A 20,894-nucleotide genomic window follows, 5' to 3' on the forward strand; every position below is an offset into this window, starting at 1 on the left:
CACACCGGCCAGGACCACGGCCCCCAACACCACCCAGGCGCTACCTACACACCCCCGCTACTGCTGCTCACGACGCACCCGGTACAACCCGTCGATCTCCTCCGAGAACGCCCGCAACACCGCCTCACGCCGCAACTCCCCCGACGGCTGCACCAACCCCGACTGCACCGTGAACTCATCAGCCAACACATGGAACGACCGCACCGCCAGATGCCGCGGCACACTCCGGTTGGCCTCATACACCAACCCCTGCACCTCGCGCAGCAGATCCCGATCCCCCGCGATCTCCTCCGGCGCCATCGACAACGGCCGACCGTTCACCAAACGCCAGTACTCCAACTGGTCACGCACCAACGTCACCAGCGCACTCGCGAACGGCCGCCCCTCCACGATCACCAACACCTGACTGATCAGCGGATGAGCACGCAACCGCGCCTCGAACTCCGCTACCAACTCCGCGTCCGTACGCTCCCGCGACTCACCCGCACCCGCCGCCGCACCACCCTCACCCTCGGGCTCGGCCACCGCCTCCAACGCCGCCACCGCCGGCTTCCGAGCCACGAAACGCCCCGGCAACGGCGCCGTCGCCGCCTGCGGCCGCACCCGCCCCACCACACTCACCCAACCGTCCGCGTCCACCTCCACCGCGAACCCCGTGGCCAACCACCCCTCACGGAACGAACCACGGTAGACCTCGCCATCGGTGTCCCCCGCATACCCCAGGAACACCGCACCGCCGCGCACATGCGCCTCACCCTCACGCGAGACCCACAACTCCCGCCCGCCCAGGACACGCCCCACCGTCCCCGGCACACGATCCCCCACCGCGCCGGCCGCGAAGACCCCCGCCGTCTCCGCCGTACCGAACACCTGCACCACCGGCACCCCCACACCCCCGAAGAAGGAGTCCAACCGGTCCGACAGGCCACCACCCCAACACACCGCCAGATGCACCCGGCCACCCAGCATCTCCCGCACCCGCGCGAACTGCCAGTCATACATCGACCGCGACAACCGCTGCCAGGCACCCTTCTTCGGCGACCGGTCGAACTGCACCGCCGTGTCCACCGCCGAGTTGAACGTCCCCAACGAGTCCCACCCCGTCGAACGCGCACTCCCCCGCTCGATCTCGAACACCGTCTCCAGATCCCGCGGCGAACACACCAGCACCGTCGGCTTGAACGCCTCCACCTGCCGCAACAACCCGGACGCACCGGCCAGCCCCACCCGCACCCGGGCCACCATGCACGCCACCAACGACGCCAACCCCGGAATCTGCGACAACGGCAGATCCAACAGCGTGCTCGCCCGTCCCGCGGGCAACTCCGACACCCGCGGCCACATCCGATCCACCAGATCCGCCGCCGAGGACAACAACGCCCCGTGCGAGAGCACCACACCCCGCGTCAACCGCGACACCGTCGTGAACGGGTACAGCACCACCGCCACGTCCTCGGCCATCGCCGAGTCCCGCCGAAACCGCACCGACGAGGCGTCCATGTACGCGCCCAGACGCACCACGTCGTCCAACCCCGTGTCCAACGGCCACACCCGGCCCAGGTCCGGCAGCTCCCGCTGCAGACCCTGCACCACGTTCAGCAGCCGCTCCCCCTGGACCACCGCCACCGCCGGACGGGTCTGCCGCACCACGTGCGCCACACGCTCCGCCGACGCCGACCTCGGCAACGGGACCAGCACCGCCCGCACCGACCACACCGCGAACGCCAGCCGCACCCACTCCTGGTGCGACCCCGACACCACCAGAACCCGGTCGCCCTCACCCACACCAGCCGCGACCAGCCCCTTGGCGAGCGACGTCACCTCCGTCGCGAACCCACCGGACGTCACCCGCTCCCAGCGGCCCCGCTCCCCGCGCACCGAGAACACCTCGGTGTGCGGATCCTCGGTCGCCACCTCATAGACCAGGTCACTCAACCCGGAAAGACCCCGAGCCCACGTACCAGGAGTGAAACTCGGCTCGCCCATACCCACTCATCCTCTGCCACATCGGAAGGCGGTCCACCGGACCACCTCAATCGGGGAATTGCGACCTACTGTGCCCATTTCCCCAAGACACGGCAACCCGGAACGGCGAACCACAAACCCCAGGCCGCGGTGGGGTCATCCCACCTTCGAACGCACAGACCACACGAAAGCCAGCAACGACAGCCCCGCCGCCGACGCCATCACCACCGACATACTCACCAACGACGGCTCCCCCGTCGCCGTCATCCCCGCCAACACCGCCACACCGCCGCCCAACGCGAACTGCAACGCACCCATCAACGCCGAGGCCGTACCCGCCACCGACGCCGGCTGGCCATCCAACGCCGTCACCGTCGCGTTCGGCATGATGAACCCGACGCTGAACATCATCAGCGCCAACAACGCCACGACCATCCACAGAGCGGCCACACCCAACAGCGCCACCGCCACCAGCACCACCACCGAGACCAGAGCCAACCCCAGCCCCAGACCCAACCGCCGCAACGTCTCCACACGGCCCACCAACAGCCCGTTCACCTGCGTACCCGCCATCATCCCCAGCGCGTTCACCGCGAACAGACCCGCGTACGCCTGCGGCGAAGCCCCGAACTCCGTCTGCGACACGAACGAGAACGCCGACACGTACGTGAACAGCATCCCGAAACTCAATCCCAACGTCAGCACCGGCCCCACGAACCGCGGCTGACGCAGCAACCCGGCCACCGTCCCCGCCAGCGCACGCGGACCCTGACGACGACGCTCACCCGCGGGCAGACTCTCCGGCAGCCACCCCCACACCAACACCAGGCTCAACGCCGACATCCCCGCCAGCACCCAAAAACTCAACTGCCACGGACCCACCAGCAACAACTGCGCCCCCAGCAACGGAGCCAACAGCGGAGCCAGCATCATCACCAACGCCAGACGCGAGAAGAACCGCACCGCGTCATCGCCCTTGAACAGGTCACGCACCACCGCACGCGAGATCACCGCACCCGCGGCACCCGCCACACCCTGCACGAACCGCAACACGATGAACACCGTCACGTCGGGCACGAACACACACAGCACCGACGCCACCGTGAACACCGCCACGCCCACCAGCAACGGCCCACGACGCCCCCAGGCGTCACTCATCGGACCGATCACCAACTGCCCCAGGGCCAACCCCAGCATCATCGCGGTCAGCGTCAGCTGCACCCGCGCCTCACTCGTCCCCAGGTCACCCGTGATCTGCGGAAAAGCCGGAAGATACATGTCGGTCGCCAACGGCCCGGTCGCCGCCAGCACACCCAACACCAGCACCAACAACGCGACCGCACCACGCGAGGGAGACCAGGAACGCGCCGGAACCGACTCGACCTCCCCCTGCTCAGGGGCCGTGGCGGGGGAATTCACAGACTGCACAGGCACTCCAGTACGCGAACGGGAAAGGGCCGCCCGGGAGAGCTCCCAGACGGTGGGGACCACTTCATACCAACACCCCCGCCCCGCCCTTCGCCTCCCCTTTAACCGACCCAATGCCTGTGATGTCCGTTACGACCCACAGTGTTACCGCACGAGCCGGTCCAGCAACCGCCCGACCTCCGCCTCCGGATCCTCCGTCAACCCGCCATGGATGGGCCCCGGCTGCACGATCGTGCTCCGCGGCGCCGTCAGCCACCGGAACCGCTGCCCCGGCCGCTCACGACCGGCCGCACCCGCCCCCGCACCACCACGACAGGTCACCTCCACCGCCTCCAGCGCACGCCGCACACCCGCCACGTCCACCCCCGGATCCACAGCCAGCAGACGGCCCTCGTCCAACGCCACCCGCGCCGCCAAAAACCCGCGCTCCTGGCAGTACACGATCACCCCGGCGTTCACACACTCACCGCGCTCCAACCGCGGCACCACCCGCAACAACGCGTACTCGAACACCGCACGCTCGCGCACCTCACCCACACGCCCGGTCCGCACCGCCTCGCTGTAACGCCTCACGCCGCCACCTCCGGCAGCCAGGAACGGTCGGCCGCCCGGCGCAGCAGGTAGTCCACATAGGCCTCGCGGACCTGCTCGGCTGAGTCGAACCCCGGCTCGTCCACCAACCACTCATCGGGTACCAGGCCCACCACCCGACGCAGCAGGCCCTCCTCCACCAGCGGCGCCAGAGCGGCGTCCGCAGCCGCCAGGTCCGGGGAGGCGGCCGAGAGCACGTGGTCGGAGGCGTCGTAGGCACGGTGCACGAACCGGTCGGCGTTGGCCCAGTTGTGGTGGAAGATCAGGGTGGCACCGTGGTCGATCAGGTAGGGCTCACCGTGCCACACCAGCATGTTCGGGTTGCGCCAGGAGCGGTCCACGTTGCCGGTCAGTGCGTCGAACCACAGCACCCGCCCGGCGAAGTCCGCGTCCACCCCGAAGGCCAGCGGGTCGAAACCGAGCGAGCCCGGCAGGAAGTCCATGCCCAGGTTGAGCCCGCCGCTGGCCCGCAGCAGCTCCTGCACCTCCTGGTCGGGCTCGCTGCGGCCGATCACCGCGTCGAACTCGGCCAGGACCAGCTCGGGCACCGGCAGCCCCAGGGCCCGGCCCAGCTCACCGGAGACCACCTCGGCCACGAGCGTCTTGCGCCCCTGGCCCGCCCCGACGAACTTGACCACGTACATCCCCAGGTCATCGGCCTCGACCAACCCCGGGAGCGAACCTCCTTCGCGCAACGGCAGCACGTACCGCGTCGCGACAACCTTTCTCAGCACGCCGACCAGCATAGGCACCGCCGAGACCACGCCCCCGCCGCCCCGGCCGCCACCCTCTGAACCGCACGCAGCCGCGCGCGTCCACCCCGTCCACCCCGGAACCCCCTTCCGCCCTCACACGCCCGCTAACGAACGCTGAACACGTTTCAGCCCCCTGCCCCCATCAGCGCGACACGCCGACTGCCCCACGACCCCTGAATCCTGAAATGCGGGCGGCGTAGCCGCACCTCTTATTATTTTTCTTTCTTCTCTTTTTAAAAAAGAGAACAGACACCTTTACGACGTAGATTTCTAGATGACGAAGAAGGGGCCCGGCCGGAACGACCGGGCCCGCACACACAAAACCGCGCTAGAGGTTGTCCTCCGGACGGTCCCCCCACTCCCCATCGCCCTCACCCGGCGTGGGCACCACGGGCGTGGAGGGACTCCCCTCCCCGTCCTCCTCCTGCGGGCTCGTCCCCTCCCCCGGCTGCCCCTCCGGGCCCTCCTGCGACTCCGAGGAGGGCGCGCTCCCCGGCATCTCCGGCGGCGGGAACTGCAACATCCACCAGTACAGCAGCGACACCAACAGCAGGAGCAGTACCAGCACCAGGCCCAACCCGCCGATGAGCCACCAGTTCCCCCGCCCCGCGGCCACCGCGCTCTCCCGGCGCTCCGCCCAGGGCGCCCAGCGCACCGCAGCCGCCCCACGCGACCCCGCCCAGTGCGGCATCACCACCGGGCCGCGCGCGGCCACCCGGCCCTCCCGGGCCGCCGCCGACAGGAACTCCTCCACCCGCGCCGGACCCCCGTGCGGCACCGCCACCCACAGCGCCGAACGCCCGTGGGTGCGGGCCGCCACCACCTCCGGGCTCTCCCGCACCGCCTCGGCGAAACGCTCGCGAGCCGCGCCGTCACCGGTCGCCCCCGAGTCCAGGACCGCCACGCTCACCTCGTTGCCCGCACCGTCCCGGCCCAGGTAGACCACCCCCAGGGAGGAGTCGCGCAGCCGCCCCACCAGACGGTAGCCGCCCAGCTGGCGCGGGTCGCCCTCGTTCAACCCCATCGTGGGAACCGCCATGTTCCTCCCTCTCTCCCCGTCCCAACCGCCCGCTTCGCCGCGTTGTGTACCGGACCGGCGCCCGCGAAGCGGGTAGTGTCACCACAGGTGAGTGATCCACAACCTATCCGGTGCCCCGAGGCGGGGTCCCCGGTCAGGAAGGCGGGACATGGCAGGGACCGGCAACGACTCCGCGGCCTCCCCGGGCCGCGAGAGCACCCCGGGCGAGCCGACCAGGCTGCTGCGCGCGGCACTGCACGAGGTGTCCACGGTCATCGTGGGACAGGAACGCATGGTGGAGCGCTCCCTGATCGCCCTGGTGGCCCAGGGCCACTGCCTGATCGAGGGAGTACCCGGCATCGCCAAGACCCTGGCCGTCTCCACCCTGGCCCAGGTCACCGGCGGCTCCTTCGCCCGGGTGCAGTTCACCCCGGACCTGGTGCCCTCCGACATCGTCGGCACGCGCATCTACCATCCCTCCACCGAGAAGTTCGACGTGGAGCTGGGCCCGGTCTTCGCCAACTTCGTGCTCGCCGACGAGATCAACCGCGCCCCCGCCAAGGTGCAGTCGGCCCTGCTGGAGGTCATGGCCGAACGGCAGGTGTCCCTAGGTGGAAACACCTACCCACTCCCCTCCCCGTTCATCGTCATCGCCACACAGAACCCCGTGGAGTCCGAGGGCGTCTACCCGCTGCCCGAGGCCCAGCGCGACCGGTTCCTGATGAAGGTCAACGTCGGCCACCCCCGCGCGCACGAGGAGATGGAGATCCTGCGCCGGATGTCGACCACCCCGCCCACCGCCCACCAGGTCCTGGATCCGGTCACCCTGGGCGAACTGCAGTCCGACGCCCAGCGCGTCCACGTGCACCAGCTCATCGCCGACTACGTGGTGCGCCTGGTCATGGCCACCCGCGAACCGGAGAACTACCAGATGCCGGACCTGCGCCAGGTCCTGGAGATAGGGGCCAGCCCCCGCGCCACCCTGGGCCTGGTCTCCGCGGCCCGCGCCCTGGCCCTGCTGCGCGGACGCGACTACGTGCTGCCCGACGACGTGCGGGTCCTGGCCCACGACGTCATCGCCCACCGCCTGGTGCTCACCTTCGACGCCCTGGCCGACGGGATCACCGCCGAGCAGGTGGTCGACCGCATCCTGTCGACCGTGCTGGCCCCCCGGGTGATCTGGGACGAGCCGCCCAGCGGGGAGACCGCCTCCTTCGCCTCCCCGAGGTGAGCGGCGTGAGCACACCCGCGATCGGCACCGACCCGCGCCTGCGCGCCGCGCTGCGCCGCCTGGACCTACGCATCGTGCACCGCCTGGAGGGGCTGCTGCACGGCGAACACCTGGGGCTGCGCCTGGGCCCGGGCTCGGAGGCCGCCGAGGCCCGCGTGTACCAGCCGGGCGAGGACGACGTGCGCCGGATGGACTGGTCGGTCACCGCCCGCACCACCGTCCCGCACGTACGCGATCTGGTCGCCGACCGCGAACTGGAGAGCTGGACCCTGCTGGACCTGTCGCCCAGCATGGACTTCGGCACCGGGCTGCGCTCCAAACGCGAGGTGGCCGTCGGCGCCATGGTGGCGGCCAACCTGCTCACCCAGCGGGTCGGCGACCGCTTCGGCGCCCACTTCCTGCACCGGGGCACCATCCGCCGCTGGCCCGCCCGCTCGGGCAAGGAGGCCCTGCTGGCCCTGCTGGCCACGGTGGCCGCGGCGCCCACGGGTGACGAACGCGACCCCTCCCCCCACCGGGCCACCCTGGCCGACGCCGTGGAGGACCTGGTCCGCACCCGTCGCCGACGGGGACTGCGGGTGGTCGTCTCCGACTTCCTGGACACCCCCGCCTTCGGCGGCGAGGTCACCTGGGAGCGCCCACTGCGCCAGCTCGCCTCCCGCCACCAGGTGCTCGTGGTGGAGGTGCTCGACCCCCTCGAACTCGACGTGCCCGAGGTGGGCGACGTGCCCCTGCGCGACCCGCGCACCGGCCGGGTGCGCGACGTGCGGCTCACCCGGACCGTACGCGAGCGCTACCGCAGGGCCGCGGCCGACCAGAGGGCCGCGGTGCGCGACGCGCTGCGCCGCTGCGGGGTCCACCACCTCCTGCTACGAACCGACCGGGACTGGGTAGTGGACACGGCACGGTTCGTCGTCCACCAGAGGCGCACCGCACACCATCTGGCCCGCCCCACACCGGCGACGCCCCGGTGAGCGGCCGGGGCACCACACCGACGAACGAGGGCGCGGGGGCCGACCCGCGGGACAGAGCCGAGGCGACAGGGGACTGAGCGATGACCTTCCTGGAACCCCAGCGGCTGTGGTGGCTGCTCCTGGTCGTGCTGCTGGTCGGCGCGTACGTGTTCGCCCAGACACGGCGGCGCGAGTACACGGTGCGCTTCACCAACCTGGCGCTGCTGGACCAGGTGGTACCGCACCGTCCGGACGTGCGCAGGCACGTCCCCGCGGCGCTGTTCACCCTGACCGTGGGCGTGCTCATCGCCGCCATGGCGCTGCCCGCGATGCCGGTGGAGCAACCGCGTGAGCGGGCCACGATCATGGTGGCGGTCGACGTGTCCCTGTCCATGGCGGCCACCGACATCGACCCCGACCGCCTGCACGCCGCCAAGGAGTCGGCGCAGGGGTTCGTGGGGACACTGCCCGAACGCTTCAACGTGGGGCTGGTGGCCTTCTCCTCCACCGCCACGGTGGTCTCCTCGCCCTCCCAGGACCACCAGGCGGTGATCAACTCCATCGAGCACCTGCAGATGGGCCCGGGAACCGCGATCGGCGAGGGGGTCTTCGCCTCGCTGGAGGCGATCCGCGGCTTCGACGAGGACTCCCGGGAAGACCCGCCCCCCTCGGCGATCGTGCTGCTCTCGGACGGGGAGAACACCAGCGGGCGCGACATCACCCAGGCCGCGGTCGCGGCCGCCGAACAGGACGTGCCGGTCTCCACGATCGCCTTCGGCACGGGCGCGGCGATGATCGAGATCGACGGGTACCAGGTGCCCGCCAACATCGACAAGGACGCGCTGCGCGGCCTGGCCCAGGAGACGGGCGGCCACTTCTACGAGGCCGAGAGCGAGACGGAGCTGAACGAGGTCTACGAGGACATCGGCTCCTCCCTGGGCACCGAGCTGGTGCACGAGGAGATTGTCACACGTTTCGTCCTGGTGGCGATCCTGCTGGCCCTGGCCACGGCGCTGACGTCGCTGCTGTGGTTCCAACGGCTTCCGTGAGGCCCTCAGCGGCCACCGGACCCAACCCCGCGCTCCCACTAGTGGCCTGGGTCACATCCCTTTCGCAGGGGTTTACGACTTTTACGTCATCTTCACGGGTTAGCGTTGGCATGTTTTGTCATGCCCATCCACTTGAGGAACGATGCCGAACACACCCGCAGCGCCGACGGCGATCTGCTTCGATCTGGACGACACCCTCATCGACGACCTCGCCGCGTCGTCCGCGGGGCTCCGCGCGGTCATGGAGCGGCTCGGCCACCCCGACTTCGGTGCCGCTCGCTGCCTGTGGGACGTGCAGACCGAGATCTCCTTCGGCGCCTACCTGCGCGGCCGCCTGAGCCTCGACCAGCAGCGCCGTGAGCGCATCCGCGCCCTGGCCGTCCAGGCCGGCCACGCCGACATCGCCGACCAGCACTGCGACGACCTGTACCGCCTGTACCTGGACGCGCACCGCTCGGCCTGGCAGGTCTTCCCCGACGCCGTCCCCGCCCTGAACGCCCTGGCCTCGGCCGGCTACCGCCTGGCCGTGGTCACCAACGGCATCGAGAGCCTGCAGCACGCCAAGCTGCAGGCCCTGGAGTTGACCCCCTACTTCCACGCGGTGGTGTGCTCCGACACCGCCGGGGCCGGCAAGCCCGACCCCCGGATCTTCCACACCGCCGCCCAGCGGCTGGGCGTGGACCCCGCCGCCTGCTGGCACGTGGGCGACCAGATCCAGGCCGACGGCGTGGGCGCCGTGGCCGCGCGCATGCACCCCGTCATGATCGACCGCCGCGGCCACCAGCGCTTCGAGGCCGTACCCACCATCACCGGCCTGGACGACCTCCTGCGCATGGTGGGCCTGCACAGCCCCGCCCCCACCGCCGGAACGCTGTGACCACGACCCCTGGCCCGCAACCGGGACGGCGCGTGACCGCACACCTGGTCACCGCCTCCGGGGTACGGGGAACCCGCGTGGCCTTCGGACAGGATCCGGCCCACGCGGCGCGCGCCCTGGGCGGCCTGGCGCCCCACACCCCCCTGCGCGCACTGGACGTGCTCACCGAGCTGACCCGAGCACCGGACGGCACACCCCTGCACATCGACCGGGTCGTCTTCGCCCCGCCCGAGAGCGCCGGTTACTGGCCCTCGGCGGCGGCCGGAACCGGACTGCGCCCCTCAGCCGCCGAACTGGCCGAGGAGGAGGCGCTCCCGGCCGCCGACCCGCCCCCGCTGCGCCGTTTCGCCTCCTACGGCGTCGTCAGCGACCCGCGGGGCCGCGTCCTGCTCAGCCTCATCGCCCCCGGCTTCCCCGGCGCCGACACCTGGCACCTGCCGGGCGGCGGCGTGGACGCGGGCGAGGACGTGCGCGCCGCCCTGCGCCGCGAGGTGGTCGAGGAGACCGGCCAGCACGGGGTGATCGGCGACCTGCTCACCGTCTCCAGCCACCGCAGGCGGCGACCCGGCGGCCGCGAGGTCTACGCGGTGTGGGTGTTCTTCCACGTGTTCGTGGCCGACCCCACCCCCGCCCGGGTCCTGGAGGCGGACGGCTCGACCGCCGACTGCGCCTGGTTCGCCCCCGAGGAACTGGTCCGGCTGCGGCTGTCCGCCACCGCCCTGCGCGGCCTGGAGTACCTGACCGGCCACCGAGGCCGCTGAGAACCGAGCCCGCCGGCCGCCCCGAGGGGCGGCGGGGGTTCGGGTACGGCTCAGAAACGCAGCCCCAAGCGCTCACGCAGCCACCACAGGCCCGCGCCCGCGGCCAGGACCGCCATCCCGGTGATGACCGCCGGCAACGGCAGGCTGCACGCCAGCACCACACACCCCGCCAGACCGGTCAGGGGCACCACCAGGGGCGGACGGGGCTCGTCCGGCCCCAGCCTCAGCGCCGAGGCGTTGGTGATCGCGTAGTACACCAGCACGCCGAAGGCCGAGAAGGCGATCGCCCCGCGCAGGTCGGTGAACACCACCAGGGCCACGACCAGCACCGCGATCAGTACCTCGGCGCGGTGGGGCACCCCGAAGCGCCCGTGCACCACCGCCAGGGAACGGGGCAGGTGCCCGTCGGCGGCCATCGCGGCCGCCGTCCGCGACACCCCCAGCACCAGGGAGAGCAGGGCGCCCAGACTGGCCAGGGCCGCCCCCGCCACCACCACCGGGGCCAACCAGGGATACCCGGCCACCTGGACCGCGTCGACCATGGGGGTGTCGGTGGTGGACAGGCGCTCACGGCCCAGCACGATCAGCAGGCCCGTGCCCAGCACCAGGTAGACCAGCAGCACCCCGCCCAGGGCCAGGTTGATCGCCCGCGGGATGGTGGTGCGCGGATCACGCACCTCACCGCCCAGCGTGGCCACCCGCGCGTACCCCGCGAAGGCGAAGAAGACCATCCCGGCCGCGCCGAGCACACCGAAGGAGCCCGGCCAGGGCCCCAACCCCTCCACCTGCGCGACCGCGGCCAGGCGCCCGCTGAGCACCATCGTCACCGCCACCCCGGCCAGGACCGCCAGGACGCACACCACCAGCACCTTGACCACCAGCGTGGAGCGCTGGACCCCCCGGTAGTTGAGCGCGGTCAGGGCCAGCACCGCCGCCACCGCCAGCGGCTTCTCCCACCCGGGCAGGACGTAGGCGCCGAAGGTCAGCGCCATGGCCGCGCAGGAGGCGGTCTTGCCCACCACGAAGGACCAGCCCGCCAGGTAGCCCCACAGCTCGCCCAGGCGCTCGCGCCCGTAGACGTAGGTGCCCCCCGACTCGGGGTGGCTGACCGCGAGCCGGGCCGAGGAGACGGCGTTGCAGTAGGCGACCAGGCCCGCGATGAGGATGGCCACGGGCAGCCATGCGCCCGCGCCCAGCGCGGCGGGGGCGAAGACGGTGAACACTCCGGCGCCGAGCATGGCGCCCGCGCCGATGGCGACGGCGTCCGCGGTGCCGAGGACGCGGGCGGGTCTGGCCTGGGGTCCGGACGAGGTGGGCAACGGGTCTCCTTGCGTGGGTGCTCCCGGCTCCGGCCGGGCGGGGACGTACCCGACTTCCGAGTGTGCCCGATGCCGGTGACCACCGGGCGCAAAGAGGCCGTGCCCGCAGTGGCCGGTTCCGGTCCGTGCGGTGTCCTCCGGCCGCCCGGCCCCGCACACACGCACCCCGTCCGGGGCCGGGTCAGCCCCCGCCCGCCCGGCGCCAACCCGACCACGGCACCCGCGCACACGCCGCGGGCCCGGACCGGCATCGGTCCGGGCCCGCGGCCGCGCGCGTCGGCCCCCCGCCCGGGGCGGGCCACCGCGGTGCGCGCACGCTCAGGTGGGGTGCCACGGGGAGCCGGTGTTCTCGTTGATGTCCTCCGCGGCGACCTGGCGGAGCTGGCGCGAGAGGTCGGACAGGGCCCGCGAGACCGCGAGCTCCTCCCCGATCTCGGGTACGTCCAGATCCGTGGGGTGCTTGCGGGCCATCCCGTGCCCCCGCAGCGCCGTACCGTCGTCGGCGACCAGGCCCACCTCGGCCCAGGTCCGCGCGCTGTCGCCCTCGGTCTCCTCGGCGACGACGACGTCGACGGTCCAACGCTTCATCGTCTGCATGGCATCGGCCCCCTCTGCGCTGGCGCCCTTACCGTCGGGCGGATGTTCGATGTGCGCGTCCGGCCCCGGGTAGACCAGGGAGTCGTGTCCCCGGTCGGCGTCGGACCAGTGCACCTGGTACGGGGGCGATCCCTCGGGCCCCCTGACCCCGGTGACGACACCCGTCCTGCGGTGGGTGTGATCGCTCGGGCTCTCCACGACCAGCCGGTCTCCTACCTGTGCTCGCATGGGTTCCCCCACAAACCTCGGGTACCTCCATCTTCGGCACTCCCGGCGTCCCGGTCCGAGGGGTTGGCGATTTCGTTCCCGCGGGCAGGACAGGTTTTTGCCCGGTACGGGGTGCCGCGCGGGGGCTGGTAGCGTCACGGCGTGGCCCAGCACTACTTCGACTCCGATCCGGGCGCCGCCAGCCGCCCCTCCGCCGCCGACCTGGTCCTGCCCGACCTGCACCTGCGGCTGCACACCGACCGGGGCGTGTTCTCCCCCGACAAGGTCGACCTGGGCACGCGCGTACTGCTGGAGACCGTCCCGGCGCCGCCCGCCCGGGGGCGCCTGCTCGACCTGGGCTGCGGCTACGGACCCATCGCCCTGACCCTGGCCTCGCGCGCACCGGGCGCGCGCGTGCTCGGCGTGGACGTCAACGCCCGCGCGGTGGGCCTGGCCCGGCGCAACGCCGCCGAGCACGCCCTGGCCCACGCCCGCTTCGCCGTGGTCGAACCCGACGGCGCACCGGCCGCGGGCGACGCCGACGCGCCCGAACCCGCCGAGCTGCTCGGCCCCTTCGACGCGATCTGGTCCAACCCGCCCATCAGGGTCGGCAAGGGGGTACTGCACGCCATGCTGCGCACCTGGCTGGGGCGGCTGACCCCCCAGGGCACAGCCCACCTGGTGGTCCAGCGCCACCTGGGCGCGGACTCCCTGCACACCTGGCTCGACTCCCAGGGTCTGCCCACCGAGCGCGTGGCCTCCCGGTCGGGCTTCCGGGTCCTGGCGGTACGGCGTTCCACGGCTTGAAACGGCTTTTGCCAGGATGTGTCCCGGCTCATGCGTGCGAGCACACGCGGTGACCGGTACTCTGTGGCGAACAACCGACCCCGGGCACCGGCCCGGACACACCCGTCGAGGAACACACCGCAGTTGAGCACGCAGTTGCGTCCCACGGACGTCAAACGCCTGAACCGCCAGTGGCGCAGGCGCACCGAGGGCAGACTCGCCCTCCTGGTGGAATCGGTCACCCAGCCCTTCAACCTGGGGTCCATCCTGCGCACCTGCGCGACCTTCGGCGTGGACCAGCTCTGGCTCACCGGCAACAGCGCCGACCCCGGCGACCCCAAGGTCGGCAAGACCGCCCTGGGCACCGCCGCCAAGGTCGAGCACACCCGGCTGGCCTCCACACCCGAGGCCCTGGCCGCCGCCCGCGACGCGGGCTACAAGGTCGTCGCGGTCGAGCTGGCCAGCGGCGCCGTGCCGCTGCACGCCGCCCCGCTGGAGGCCGACGTGTGCCTGGCGGTGGGCGCCGAGGACCACGGCTGCTCCCCCGCGCTGCTCGCCGGCGCGGACGCCCTCACCTACATTCCGCAGATCGGGCGGGTGGGATCGCTGAACGTGGCCGTGGCCACCGCGATCGCGCTCGCCGAGGCCCGCCGCCGTGAGTGGGCCTCCCTCGGCGGAGAGGCCGACGCCCCGGTGGGCACCTGAGCGGGAACATTCCCCGCGCCCGGGTCGTCCTTATCTTCGCACCCTCACAACAGGACCACTCCTGTCACATCGTCAACGCGCACCACGCGCAGAGAGAGGAACAGTGGACCCGTCCCGAAGTACCGGCAGCATCCTTCGAGGATGCTGTGACGCAGACGACGAGCCCCCTTCTACGAAGGGCGCGCACCTTCGTGGTAACCAGTCCGCGAGGCGGAACCAGGCGGTGCGTGCCCGATGACGAGCACCGTTCTGAGCATCGGCTTCGGTGCGCTGGTGGTCTTCCTGATCACCGTGGCGACGGGATACTTCGTCGCCCAGGAATTCGGCTACATGGCCGTGGACCGCTCGCGCCTGCGGGCGCGGGCCGCCGCCGGTGACAGCGGGGCCGCACGGGCCCTGGACATCACCGGCCGCACCTCCTTCATGCTCTCCGGCGCCCAGCTGGGCATCACCGTGACCGGTCTGCTGGTCGGTTACGTGGCCGAGCCCATGATCGGCCGGGGCGTGGGAGAGCTTCTCGGCGGCGTCGGGGTCCCCACCGGGACCGGCGTGGCCGTGGGCACCGTTCTGGCCCTGCTGTTCTCGACCGTCGTACAGATGGTCTTCGGCGAGCTCTTCCCCAAGAACCTGGCCATCGCCCGGCCCGAGCCTGTGGCGCGCTGGCTGGCCCTGTCCACCCGGCTCTACCTGCGCCTGTTCGGCCCGGTGATCTGGCTGTTCGACCAGGCGGCGATCCTGCTGCTCAAGGCGGTGCGCATCGAGCCGGTCGAGGACGTCCAGCACGCGGCCACCCCGCGCGACCTGGAGAGCATCATCGCCGAGTCCCGGGAGAGCGGGGACCTGCCCGCCGAGCTGTCCGCCCTGCTGGACCGCACCCTGGACTTCCACGACCGCACCGCCGGGCACGCGATGATCCCGCGCCCGGAGGTGACCACCGTGGAGGAGGGCGAACCGGTCAGCCGGGTCGTGGAGCTGATGGCCTCCGACCACTCCCGCTTCCCCGTCCTGGGCGAGGGCGTGGACGACATCGTGGGCGTCATCTGCCTGCGCGACGTGCTCGCGCTGGGCGACCGCGACCTGTCCGGCATACGGGTCAGCGAGGTGGCCCGGGAGACCGTGATGGTACCCGCGTCGCTGCCGCTGCCGGTGCTGCTGGACCGGCTGCGCGAGGCGGGCGAGGAGTTCGCCTGTGTCGTGGACGAGTACGGCGGCCTGGCCGGGGTGGTCACCACCGAGGACCTGGCCGAGGAACTGGTCGGTGAGATCGCCGACGAGCACACCCCGGAGGAGGAGTCGCCGGCCCTTCTGGAGGGTGAGGGCTCCTACCTGGTCCCGGGCGCGCTGCACATCGACGAGGTGGAGCGCCTGATCGGCCACGACCTGCCCGAGGGCGACTACGAGACCGTGGGAGGCCTGGTCATCCACGAACTGCACCGTCTGCCCGAGGTCGGCGACCGGACCGAGATCCGCCTGCCGCGCCCGGCCAGCGCGCACGAGGACGACCCGGACATGGCGCTGACCATGACCGTCAACGCCGTGCAGCGGCACGTTCCGCACACCGTGGAACTGCACCTGCGCGAGGCGGCCGAGAACGAGGCGGAGGTGCGGGCATGAGCGACATGAACGTGTGGCTGGCCCTGGTGCTGACCGTGGTCATCATCGCTCTGAGCGCGTTCTTCGTGGCCATCGAGTTCGCGCTGGTGGCGGCCCGCCGCTACCGGCTGGAGGAGGCCGCCGAGACGAGTGCGGCGGCGCGCGCGGCCCTGCGCAGCGCACGCGACCTGTCACTGCTGCTGGCGGGCTCGCAGCTGGGCATCACCCTGTGCACGCTGGCGCTGGGCGCGATCTCCAAACCGGCCGTCCACCACCTGCTGGAGCCCCTGTTCTCGGGTCTGCCGCACGCGGTGTCGTCGGTGGTCTCCTTCGTGCTCTCCCTGGTGCTGGTGACCTTCCTGCACCTGGTGGTGGGTGAGATGGCGCCAAAGTCCTGGGCGATCTCGCACCCGGAGAAGTCGGCGACCCTGCTGGCGATTCCGATGCGGGCCTTCATGTGGCTCACCCGGCCGCTGCTGCTCATGCTCAACGGGATGGCCAACTGGTGCCTGCACCGGGTGGGCGTGGACGCGGTGGACGAGCTCTCCGCCGGGCACGGCCCCGAGGACGTGCGGGAGCTGGTGGAGCACTCGGCCAAGGCCGGTGCCCTGGACGCCGAGCGGCGCGACCAGCTGGCCACCGCGCTGGAGGTCAACTCCCGCCCGTTGGACGAGATCGTCACCCCGCGCGAGGAGATCGCGTCGGTGGCCCCGGAGTCGGGTGTGGAGGAGATCAAGCGGGTTTCGCGCGAGTCCACCCACCTGCGCCTGGTGGTGATGGACGGCCAGGAGCCGGTGGGCGTGCTGCACGTGCGCGAGGCGCTGACGAGCCCGGAGGGCACGACCGCCGCCGACCTGATGCGTCCGGTGCTCACCCTGCCCTCGCAGACGCCGATGTACGCGGCGATGAGCATCATGCGCGAGAGCCGCAGCCACCTGTCGCTGGTGGAGTCCGAGGGCCGGGTGATCGGCCTGGTGACCCTGCAGGACGTCCTGGACCGGTTGCTGCTGCTGGAGGCGGCCGCCTGACCGGGGCCGCCGCACACGCGCGGGGGGAGGGCACGGGATACGTGCCCTCCCCCTTCGTCGTCGCCCGGTGCCCGGGGCGGGACCGCCCCGGGCACCGGGCGGTGCGCTAGGCGGTCTTGGCCACCAGGGTCACCTCGATGTTGCCGCGGGTGGCGCGGGAGTAGGGGCACATCTGGTGGGCGCCCTCGACCAGCTCCTCGGCCTTGGCCTGGTCCACGCCGGGGATGGTGACGGTGAGGGTGACGGCCAGGTCCAGCCCCTCCTCGGACTTGCCGATGCTGACCTGGGAGTCGATGGAGGAGTCGCCGACGTCGGTCTTGGACTTGCGGGCCACGGCCTTGAGGGCGCCGTGGAAGCAGGCCGCGTAGCCCACGGCGAAGAGCTGCTCGGGGTTGGTGCCCACGCCGTCGTCGCCGCCCATGCCCTTGGGCACGGACAGGTCGACCTCCAGGCGGCCGTCGTCGGTGCGCCCGGTGCCCTTGCGGCCCTCACCGGTGACGGTGGCGTTGGCGGTGTACATCACGTCGTATGCCATGGTTGCCTTTCTCGTTGACCACACAGGGGAGTGGTCGTCGGGTGTTCCGTCCGGAGGAAGGCGGGTCAGCACCGCGTGTGCCTGCTGACCGCGGTCTCCACCGCACGGGTGAGCTGGCCGAGGGCCTGCCGCAGCACCTCGGCCTGGTCCGGGGACAGGTCGGCGGCGCACAGCACGCGCTGGGGGATCGCCTCGGCGCGTGCGCGCAGCTCCTCCCCCCGGGGCGTGGCCGAGACCTCCACGACGCGCTCGTCCATGGTGCCGCGCCGGCGGGTGAGCAGCCCGGCGCACTCCAGGCGGCGCAGCAGCGGCGAGAGCGTACCCGAGTCCAGGTGCAGGGCCCGGCTGAGCTCCTTGACGGTGAGCGTCCCGCGCTCCCAGAGCGCGAGCATGACCAGGTACTGCGGGTAGGTCAGGCCCAAGCCGCCCAGGAACTCCCGGTACAGGCCGGTCATGGCCCGCGAGGCCGCGTAGAGGGAGAAGCACAGCTGGCTGTCCAGGGCCAGGGGGTTGTCCCCCGTTGCGTCGGACACGGTGTTCTCCTCCTGCACGTACGGAACCGTCGGCCGGGCACCACCGTAGCAGGATTCGTTTGTGCGCAACATGATTGCGCCCAACTTTTTTTCGACGGGTCCGCCCGGTGCCCGCCCGCGCGGGCACCGGGACCACCGCTCAGAGGAAGCGCACCCCCTGGGCCAGCGGCAGCTCACCGCCGTAGTTCACCGTGTTGGTCGCCCGGCGCATGTAGGCCTTCCACGCGTCCGAACCCGACTCGCGCCCGCCGCCGGTGTCCTTCTCCCCGCCGAAGGCGCCGCCGATCTCCGCCCCGGAGGTACCGATGTTGACGTTGACGATCCCGCAGTCCGAACCCGCCGAGGACAGGAACCGCTCCGCCTCGGCCTGGTCCCGGGTGAAGATCGCCGACGACAACCCCTGCGGGACCCCGTTGTGCAGCTCCACGGCCTCCTCCAGGGTGCGGTAGGGCATCACGTACAGCACCGGCGCGAAGGTCTCCTCCCGCACCACCTCCGTCTGGGAGGGCATCCGCACCACGCAGGGCTCGACGTAGTAGGCCCGCGGGGCCTCCTCGGCCAGTCGGCGCTCCCCGCCCACCAGCACCCGGCCGCCGTCGGCCCCGGCCCGCTCCAGCGCCGCGCGCATCGCCGCGTACCCGGCCTCCCCGATCAGCGGGCCCACCAGGGTGGACTCCGCGAAGGGGTCGCCGATCCGGTCGCGGAGCTGCTTGTAGGCGTCCACGATCCGACCGGTGAGGTCCTCCACCACGTCCTCGTGCACGATGAGGCGGCGCAGCGTCGTGCAGCGCTGGCCCGCGGTGCCCGCCGCGGCGAACACGCTGCCGCGCACCACCAGGTCCAGGTCGGCGGAGGGGGCGACCACCGCCGCGTTGTTGCCGCCCAGCTCCAGCAGGGAACGGCCCAGCCGGGCCGCCACACGGGGCGCGACCGCACGGCCCATCGCGGTCGACCCGGTCGCCGACACCAGCGCCACCCGGACGTCGTCCACCAGCGCCTCACCGACCTCCCGGCCGCCCAGCACCACGCGGTGCACGCCCTCGGGCGCGCCGGTGTCGGCCGCCGCCCGCATGAGCAGCCCGTGGCAGGCCAGCGCGGTGAGCGGGGTCTGCTCCGCGGGCTTCCACACCACGGTGTCACCGCACACCAGGGCCACGCACGTGTTCCACGACCACACGGCCACCGGGAAGTTGAACGCGCTGATCACCCCGACCACGCCCAGCGGGTGCCAGGTCTCCATGAGCCGGTGCCCGGGCCGCTCCGAGGGCATGGTGCGCCCGTACAGCTGCCGGGACATCCCCACCGCCAGCTCGCAGATGTCGATCATCTCCTGGACCTCGCCCAGGGCCTCGGAGCCGATCTTGCCCGCCTCGATCGTCACCAGCTCGGCCAGGTCCTCCTTGTGCTCGCGCAGGAGCTCCCCCAACCGGCCCACGAGCCGCCCCCGCACCGGGGCGGGGGTGTCGCGCCACTCGGACAGGAAGGCCTCCCGCGCCCGCGTGACCGCCCGCCCGACCGAGTCGGGCGTGTCGTGGTCCAGCGCGAACAGGTCCGCCCCGGTGATGGGCGTCCTCGCCGCGCCCGCGGCGCCGGGCGAAGCCGCGGGCGGTTCGAGGCGGCACCGCCGCAGGGCGGCCCGGGCGCGCTCGGCGAGGTCCTCGGTCTGGGGAAGGGCACGAGTGGACATGTGTGTCTCTCTCCGTTGAGAGGGGCTGCGGTCACTGACCACACTGCCAAGTCCGACCCGGCCGGTCCAGCCCCGGTGTCCGCTCCCGCCCCCGCGCCGCCCTGGCCGCCGCGGCCCGGACCGGGCGGCGCTAGACTCGGCTGGCCCCGCCCCCGGGCGGGTACCGAAGACCCCTTGAGACAGACAGCGACGCAGTGCACCACCACACCACCCCCGAAGAGGACCGCGCCGGCCTGGACGAGCCGCGCGCGATCCTGTCCCGTTCCGGGTTCGGCGCCGCCGAACCCCTCTTCACCGCCGGCCTGCGGGCCAGCGGTGACCTCGCCGGGGCGCGGGGGGTGGTCGCCGCGCACGCCTCCCGGCTGTGGAGCGAGGCCGCCCGCGTCGGCGACGACCGCCCCCTGTACTGGGCCCGCCTGGTGCTGTCCGCCCGGCTGCGGACCTGGCGACCGGGCTTCGCCCTCTCCGACGCCGAGCGCGCCGGGCTGCTGCACCTGCTGGAGACCGGCTCACGCGGTATCGCCGACCTGGTCTTCCCCCCGGGTGACCGGTGGATCCGCGTGGTCGTGACCGGTTTCGACCCCTTCCACCTGGACACCGACCCCGCCTGCTCCAACCCCTCGGGCGCGGCGGCCCTGGACCTGAACGGGGCCACCTTCGCCGCGGGCGAGCGCACGGCGGTGGTGCGCGCCGCCGTCTTCCCCGTGCGCTGGGCCGACTTCGACGCGGGGCTGGTGGAGGAGGCGCTGGCCGCCCAGCACGAGCGCGCGGACGCGGTCGTCACGCTCAGCCGGGGACGGCCCGACCGCTTCGACCTGGAGGTGTGGAACGGCGCCTGGCGCGGCGGGGGCGAGGACAACCTGCGCGTGTCGCGCACCGGACCGATCCCGGTGGAGGGGGGACCGCAGTGGACCCGCTCCTCCCTGCCGCACGAGCGGATCACGGCGGCCGCCGGGGACGGCCCCTGGCCGGTGGTGGTCAACACCGAGGTGAGCGAGGTCCCCGCGGGCGCCGCGGAGACGGTGGTGCGCCCCGACGGGCCCACACCGGGCTCGGCCGCGCGGTGCGGTGGCGGCGGCGACTACCTGTCCAACGAGATCGCCTACCGCAACACGCTGCTGCGCGACCGGTCGGGGCGCCCGGTCCTGGCCGGGCACGTACACCTGCCCAGGACCGCCCGGGCCGCCCAGGCCGACGTCCTGGCCCAGGTGCGCCGGATCGTGACGGCGGTGGCCCGGACGGCCGCGGGCGACGCGGGGCGCGGCTGAGGCCGCCG

General features: G+C 72.3%; 20 protein-coding genes. 10 read left to right on the forward strand and 10 right to left on the reverse strand.

Features of this window, described 5'->3' with window-relative positions:
- Positions 1-57: 57 nt before the first annotated feature.
- The 5 genes from FYW95_RS21495 to FYW95_RS21515 form a co-directional block, all read right to left on the reverse strand.
- Positions 58-1,986, reverse strand: coding sequence for an AMP-binding protein (locus FYW95_RS21495; RefSeq protein ID WP_159943467.1), 1,929 nt, complete (start codon positions 1,984-1,986; stop codon positions 58-60).
- A 135-nt stretch (positions 1,987-2,121) separates the two neighbouring features.
- On the reverse strand, positions 2,122-3,393 hold the full coding sequence (locus FYW95_RS21500; RefSeq protein WP_159943466.1) for a multidrug effflux MFS transporter: 1,272 nt from the start codon (positions 3,391-3,393) through the stop codon (positions 2,122-2,124).
- 144 nt (positions 3,394-3,537) lie between these two features.
- On the reverse strand, positions 3,538-3,966 hold the full coding sequence (locus tag FYW95_RS21505; RefSeq protein ID WP_159943465.1) for a DUF3037 domain-containing protein: 429 nt from the start codon (positions 3,964-3,966) through the stop codon (positions 3,538-3,540).
- A complete protein-coding gene (locus FYW95_RS21510; RefSeq protein WP_159943521.1) occupies positions 3,963-4,730 on the reverse strand; it encodes a HipA family kinase in 768 nt (255 codons plus the stop codon). Before FYW95_RS21510 ends, FYW95_RS21505 begins: the two co-directional genes overlap by 4 nt.
- A 337-nt stretch (positions 4,731-5,067) precedes the next feature.
- Positions 5,068-5,778, reverse strand: coding sequence for a hypothetical protein (locus FYW95_RS21515; protein ID WP_159943464.1), 711 nt, complete (start codon positions 5,776-5,778; stop codon positions 5,068-5,070).
- 148 nt (positions 5,779-5,926) lie between these two features.
- On the opposite strand from FYW95_RS21515, the gene FYW95_RS21520 reads away from it, so the two are divergent.
- The 5 genes from FYW95_RS21520 (at position 5,927) to FYW95_RS21540 (ending at position 10,628) form a co-directional block, all read left to right on the forward strand.
- Entirely contained in the window at positions 5,927-6,988 is a 1,062-nt protein-coding gene (locus tag FYW95_RS21520) for an AAA family ATPase (RefSeq protein WP_159943463.1), read from the forward strand.
- 5 nt (positions 6,989-6,993) lie between these two features.
- Entirely contained in the window at positions 6,994-7,962 is a 969-nt protein-coding gene (locus FYW95_RS21525; protein ID WP_159943462.1) for a DUF58 domain-containing protein, read from the forward strand.
- 80 nt (positions 7,963-8,042) lie between these two features.
- Positions 8,043-8,990, forward strand: coding sequence for a VWA domain-containing protein (locus FYW95_RS21530; protein ID WP_159943461.1), 948 nt, complete (start codon positions 8,043-8,045; stop codon positions 8,988-8,990).
- A 142-nt stretch (positions 8,991-9,132) separates the two neighbouring features.
- The gene (locus FYW95_RS21535; RefSeq protein ID WP_159943460.1) at positions 9,133-9,867 is read left to right on the forward strand and encodes an HAD family hydrolase; all 735 of its coding nucleotides are present in this window, start codon (positions 9,133-9,135) and stop codon (positions 9,865-9,867) included.
- Positions 9,864-10,628, forward strand: a complete 765-nt coding sequence (locus FYW95_RS21540) for an NUDIX hydrolase (protein WP_159943459.1) — start codon at positions 9,864-9,866, stop codon at positions 10,626-10,628. Before FYW95_RS21535 ends, FYW95_RS21540 begins: the two co-directional genes overlap by 4 nt.
- Before the next feature lie 50 nt (positions 10,629-10,678).
- On the opposite strand, the gene FYW95_RS21545 is transcribed toward FYW95_RS21540, so the two are convergent.
- Positions 10,679-11,947, reverse strand: coding sequence for an APC family permease (locus tag FYW95_RS21545; protein WP_159943458.1), 1,269 nt, complete (start codon positions 11,945-11,947; stop codon positions 10,679-10,681).
- Positions 11,948-12,265: 318 nt separating this feature from the next.
- A complete protein-coding gene (locus FYW95_RS21550) occupies positions 12,266-12,772 on the reverse strand; it encodes a dsRBD fold-containing protein (RefSeq protein WP_159943457.1) in 507 nt (168 codons plus the stop codon).
- Between the two features lie 141 nt (positions 12,773-12,913).
- Between FYW95_RS21550 and FYW95_RS21555 the strand changes: the two genes are divergently transcribed.
- The 4 genes from FYW95_RS21555 (at position 12,914) to FYW95_RS21570 (ending at position 16,863) form a co-directional block, all read left to right on the forward strand.
- On the forward strand, positions 12,914-13,558 hold the full coding sequence (locus FYW95_RS21555; protein ID WP_159943456.1) for a class I SAM-dependent methyltransferase: 645 nt from the start codon (positions 12,914-12,916) through the stop codon (positions 13,556-13,558).
- Positions 13,559-13,681: 123 nt separating this feature from the next.
- Complete coding sequence (locus tag FYW95_RS21560; RefSeq protein WP_159943455.1) at positions 13,682-14,242, forward strand: TrmH family RNA methyltransferase; 561 nt, start codon at positions 13,682-13,684, stop codon at positions 14,240-14,242.
- A gap of 234 nt (positions 14,243-14,476) precedes the next feature.
- Complete coding sequence (locus FYW95_RS21565; RefSeq protein ID WP_159943454.1) at positions 14,477-15,856, forward strand: hemolysin family protein; 1,380 nt, start codon at positions 14,477-14,479, stop codon at positions 15,854-15,856.
- Positions 15,853-16,863 (forward strand): hemolysin family protein, encoded by a 1,011-nt coding sequence (locus FYW95_RS21570; protein ID WP_159943453.1) that lies wholly within the window; start codon positions 15,853-15,855, stop codon positions 16,861-16,863. Before FYW95_RS21565 ends, FYW95_RS21570 begins: the two co-directional genes overlap by 4 nt.
- Positions 16,864-16,969: 106 nt before the next feature.
- Here FYW95_RS21570 and FYW95_RS21575 read toward each other — a convergent pair whose 3' ends face one another.
- From FYW95_RS21575 to FYW95_RS21585, 3 genes are all read right to left on the reverse strand, one after another.
- The gene (locus FYW95_RS21575; protein ID WP_159943452.1) at positions 16,970-17,398 is read right to left on the reverse strand and encodes an organic hydroperoxide resistance protein; all 429 of its coding nucleotides are present in this window, start codon (positions 17,396-17,398) and stop codon (positions 16,970-16,972) included.
- A 65-nt stretch (positions 17,399-17,463) separates the two neighbouring features.
- Entirely contained in the window at positions 17,464-17,931 is a 468-nt protein-coding gene (locus FYW95_RS21580) for a MarR family winged helix-turn-helix transcriptional regulator (protein ID WP_201294976.1), read from the reverse strand.
- Positions 17,932-18,070: 139 nt separating this feature from the next.
- Complete coding sequence (locus tag FYW95_RS21585) at positions 18,071-19,618, reverse strand: L-piperidine-6-carboxylate dehydrogenase (protein ID WP_159943450.1); 1,548 nt, start codon at positions 19,616-19,618, stop codon at positions 18,071-18,073.
- 194 nt (positions 19,619-19,812) lie between these two features.
- Between FYW95_RS21585 and FYW95_RS21590 the strand changes: the two genes are divergently transcribed.
- Entirely contained in the window at positions 19,813-20,886 is a 1,074-nt protein-coding gene (locus tag FYW95_RS21590) for a pyroglutamyl peptidase (RefSeq protein WP_159943449.1), read from the forward strand.
- The last annotated feature ends 8 nt before the right edge of the window (positions 20,887-20,894 follow it).

This window comes from Nocardiopsis sp. FR4, assembly GCF_009830945.1.
Taxonomy (GTDB): domain Bacteria; phylum Actinomycetota; class Actinomycetes; order Streptosporangiales; family Streptosporangiaceae; genus Nocardiopsis.

What these genes read in the sequence shown, in the direction of transcription:
- FYW95_RS21535 (WP_159943460.1), top strand. Translation starts at nt 9,133, where the DNA reads ATGCCGAACACACCCGCAGCGCCGACGGCGATCTGCTTCGATCTGGAC.
- FYW95_RS21570 (WP_159943453.1), top strand. Translation starts at nt 15,853, where the DNA reads ATGAGCGACATGAACGTGTGGCTGGCCCTGGTGCTGACCGTGGTCATC.
- FYW95_RS21530 (WP_159943461.1), top strand. Translation starts at nt 8,043, where the DNA reads ATGACCTTCCTGGAACCCCAGCGGCTGTGGTGGCTGCTCCTGGTCGTG.
- FYW95_RS21585 (WP_159943450.1), bottom strand. Translation starts at nt 19,618, where the DNA reads ATGTCCACTCGTGCCCTTCCCCAGACCGAGGACCTCGCCGAGCGCGCC.
- FYW95_RS21550 (WP_159943457.1), bottom strand. Translation starts at nt 12,772, where the DNA reads ATGCGAGCACAGGTAGGAGACCGGCTGGTCGTGGAGAGCCCGAGCGAT.
- FYW95_RS21495 (WP_159943467.1), bottom strand. Translation starts at nt 1,986, where the DNA reads ATGGGCGAGCCGAGTTTCACTCCTGGTACGTGGGCTCGGGGTCTTTCC.
- FYW95_RS21515 (WP_159943464.1), bottom strand. Translation starts at nt 5,778, where the DNA reads ATGGCGGTTCCCACGATGGGGTTGAACGAGGGCGACCCGCGCCAGCTG.
- FYW95_RS21575 (WP_159943452.1), bottom strand. Translation starts at nt 17,398, where the DNA reads ATGGCATACGACGTGATGTACACCGCCAACGCCACCGTCACCGGTGAG.
- FYW95_RS21520 (WP_159943463.1), top strand. Translation starts at nt 5,927, where the DNA reads ATGGCAGGGACCGGCAACGACTCCGCGGCCTCCCCGGGCCGCGAGAGC.
- FYW95_RS21510 (WP_159943521.1), bottom strand. Translation starts at nt 4,730, where the DNA reads ATGCTGGTCGGCGTGCTGAGAAAGGTTGTCGCGACGCGGTACGTGCTG.
- FYW95_RS21565 (WP_159943454.1), top strand. Translation starts at nt 14,477, where the DNA reads ATGACGAGCACCGTTCTGAGCATCGGCTTCGGTGCGCTGGTGGTCTTC.